The sequence below is a fragment of the Tenebrionibacter intestinalis genome (assembly GCF_016632365.1).
Lineage (GTDB): Bacteria > Pseudomonadota > Gammaproteobacteria > Enterobacterales > Enterobacteriaceae > Tenebrionibacter > Tenebrionibacter intestinalis.
In genome coordinates, this window is record NZ_JAEPBH010000091.1 from 1 (window position 1) to 2950 (window position 2950).

The following is a 2950-nucleotide window of genomic DNA, read 5'->3' on the forward strand; positions in this document are numbered from 1 at the left end:
CACCCAGGCGAACCTGATGGCGCACGCGGTACTGGGCGCAGTGGTGGCTGCGGCGCAGGGCAACTCAGCGCTGGCCGGAGCAGGCGGTGCGGCGCTGGGCGAGTACATCGCGCAACAGATGTATCCGGGCGTGCCGAAGGATAAGCTGACGGAAGAGCAGAAGCAGACCATCAGCGCGCTGGGTACGCTGGCGGCCGGGCTGGTCGGTGGAATTGCCGGTGACAGCACAGCGGATGCAGTGGCCGGGGCGCAGGCAGGGAAAAACGCGGTTGAGAATAATGCGCTGAGTCCGAATGACTTCGGTAAGGGGATGGTGGATTACGGCCAGTCAGTAGCTTCCTATGTGAAGTATGCACAGGATAACAATCTGCCACCTGAGCAGGTTCAGGCAGGCCTGGCGCAGATGGTGAAAGGCGATCTGCCAGAAAGCGCAGATATCGTTAAGGCTATTCTGAGTAACAATCCCGGCTCTGATACCGTTATGGCATTGCTGACGGCAGAGGAAGCGAAGGATTATGCGCTGGCTCTGCTGACATCGTTACCCGCAGAGCGTGCACTGGCGTTAGCCGGAAAGGCTGCTAATGTTATCGACAATAAATTGTTGATAAGCGCCGCAGAAAAAATATCGACGGCGAAACCGGGTATACAATCGGCAGTTCCAAGGGATCTAAATGAACAAACCTTCTGGAAACAGATTGAATCTAATCCATCGCAAGGTGGAAAGTTGCAAGGAATGAATAACGATCCACGTTTCCCTGCTTCCGCTGGTTTTCAAAAAATGGAGGCAACGCATTATTTACCTGATGGTTCATCAATATCGGTACATTACCAATATAATATTAATACTGGTAAAGCTTATGATATGAAGGTTGTTACACCACAACGGAATCCATTACAGCCTGGCCCTTCACTGACAGATGGGGTATCGAAGTGAAAATAAAAGATTATAACGACCCTTTAGGCAGAATAGTCGATGTTTTCAGTATTTATTGGTTTGATAATGATACATATTTCTATGGTTTACCAAAAAACCATGGTGGCTTAAAAGCGTATAAAGCTAGTGAGGTTGAAGTTATTGATCCGGAAATAAAATTTCATACCATTTATTTTTATAATAATGCGAGATCTGTTCATCATTGGGCTTTAATAAAAGAGCGCTTGCTTGATGGCATTATTGAGCATGATGAAACTGCTTATAACCGCTTCCTTGAGATCCTGAAAGCGGAAGGTCAGATAGATCCAGACTTCTGTTAACCATCAATAATCCCGGCCACCGAGCCGGGATTTTACTTTATACACCAGTCAGTTACCTTCACCGATACAGATAACCAGCCGTCCCGGCTCTACCGTCACCTTAATCTGTTTGCCGGTCTCAAAGCCCGCCTCTTCCAGCCAGTTGCCCTTAAGGTTAATGCTGGGACAACGGCTGTAATACGTGGTTATATCGTTGCGATCGGCGTGGCGTATGCTGGTATAACCCACCTTCAGCAGTCGTAAGACTTTGGAAATGCGGCCTTCTGGCGTAATATTTTGCGCAGCCATGATTAACTCCTACTCAGTTAGTTGTGGTCAGCGGTGTTAACGGGTTGCCGCCCGTTCTCACCGCGCTAAGTAATGATCTTCAATCTACCGGTTACGTGCAAAGCGGGTCGAATCATGCTTGAGGATCAGCGACTCAAGCAGCACTCTGGCAACTTCCTTCTCTTCAGGTGAGAACTGACTCACCGCCTCAAACTGTAAACGCAGCTCTTCATCGGGGTTACGTTCAGCCTCATCAAAAACAAGCGTATCTGCACTCACGGAGAGTGCGCGGGATAGCTTGCGGATAATCTCCAGCGTGGGTTGGACTTCATCAGACTCATAGCGGCGTATCATCGTAACGTGACAGCCCACCTTCTCGGCAAGTGCTGCCTGAGTCAGCTTACGGTCTTTACGCAGGGCGGCCAGCCGCTTACCAAAATCCATTGTAATTACTCGCCAGGGAAACAGTGCCCGCATATTAACCCCCTGTATCGTAACTGATGGTTGAAAGATACCATATATGCATGTATAAACAAACCACAAATGAATATTGACAGGTTTTTGACAGGAGCGGCGTTATGGCAAGGATAACCCCGGCAGAGCTTGAGCAGCTTAAGCGCGATGTGTCACTGGTTGCAGTGGCGCAGTCGCAGGGCCACCGGCTGGCAAAGCGGGGCAAGGATGTGGTGCTGTGCTGCCCGTTCCACGTTGAAAAAACGCCCTCCTGCGTTATCACGCCCGCCAAAAACCTGTTCCACTGCTTCGGCTGCGGCGCCGCCGGCTCGGTGCTGGACTGGGTGCAAAAAACCGAACGGCTCACGTACCCACAAACCCTCATCCGCCTTCGCGAGCTGGCCGGATCGCCCGTTGCCCCGCAACCCCCTTCTTTAGCCGCCGCTGTTGAATCTCCGCGCCAGAACCTGACCGATCTGGACGATGACGGCCAGGCGCTGCTACATCAGGTGGTGGACTACTATCACCAGAACCTGCTGGAGAGCATGGAAGGCCAGGAATGGCTGGCGCTGCGCGGGCTGCATCATCCTGAACTCATCACGCACTTCCGGCTGGGCCTGGCCGGCACGCACGGCGTGGCCGGGGTGCTGCCGTCGCCGCACTCAAACGCCGGTAAAGCCCTGCGCAGCCGCTTAACCACGCTCGGCGTGGTGCGTGAATCCAGCCGCCAGGATCACTTCCGGGGCTGCCTGGTGGTGCCGGTGGTCGGCTGGTCTGAAAGCCATGACGTGGCCGCGCGGGGCCGGGTGTTGCAGTTGTACGGGCGGCGCACAATGGCAGATCACAAAATCAAACTCACCAGCCCGAAACACCTGTATCTGCCCTCGCCGCTCGTCGGCGTCTGGAATGAGCAGGCGCTTGCGACCTCAGACGAGGCGATCCTGTGTGAGGCGCTTATCGACGCCATGACCTTCTG

General features: G+C 53.3%; 5 protein-coding genes. 3 read left to right on the plus strand and 2 right to left on the minus strand.

From position 1 onward, the window contains the following. Nucleotides 1-934: VENN motif pre-toxin domain-containing protein (locus JJB97_RS17565; protein WP_238715372.1), on the plus strand; the 934-nt coding region annotated here is incomplete at its 5' end. Continuing rightward, a complete protein-coding gene (locus tag JJB97_RS17570; RefSeq protein WP_238715373.1) occupies nucleotides 931-1254 on the plus strand; it encodes a hypothetical protein in 324 nt (107 codons plus the stop codon). The genes JJB97_RS17565 and JJB97_RS17570, both read left to right, overlap by 4 nt. A gap of 48 nt (nucleotides 1255-1302) precedes the next feature. Here the strand turns inward: JJB97_RS17570 and JJB97_RS17575 are convergent, their stop codons facing one another. Further along, nucleotides 1303-1542 (minus strand): SymE family type I addiction module toxin, encoded by a 240-nt coding sequence (locus JJB97_RS17575; protein ID WP_238715374.1) that lies wholly within the window; start codon nucleotides 1540-1542, stop codon nucleotides 1303-1305. 84 nt (nucleotides 1543-1626) lie between these two features. Beyond that, nucleotides 1627-1998 (minus strand): helix-turn-helix domain-containing protein, encoded by a 372-nt coding sequence (locus JJB97_RS17580; RefSeq protein ID WP_238715375.1) that lies wholly within the window; start codon nucleotides 1996-1998, stop codon nucleotides 1627-1629. A gap of 101 nt (nucleotides 1999-2099) precedes the next feature. Between JJB97_RS17580 and JJB97_RS17585 the strand changes: the two genes are divergently transcribed. Further along, a partial coding sequence (locus tag JJB97_RS17585) for a CHC2 zinc finger domain-containing protein (protein WP_238715376.1) occupies nucleotides 2100-2950 on the plus strand: 851 nt, incomplete at its 3' end.

What these genes read in the sequence shown, in the direction of transcription:
- JJB97_RS17575 (WP_238715374.1), bottom strand. Translation starts at nt 1,542, where the DNA reads ATGGCTGCGCAAAATATTACGCCAGAAGGCCGCATTTCCAAAGTCTTA.
- JJB97_RS17580 (WP_238715375.1), bottom strand. Translation starts at nt 1,998, where the DNA reads ATGCGGGCACTGTTTCCCTGGCGAGTAATTACAATGGATTTTGGTAAG.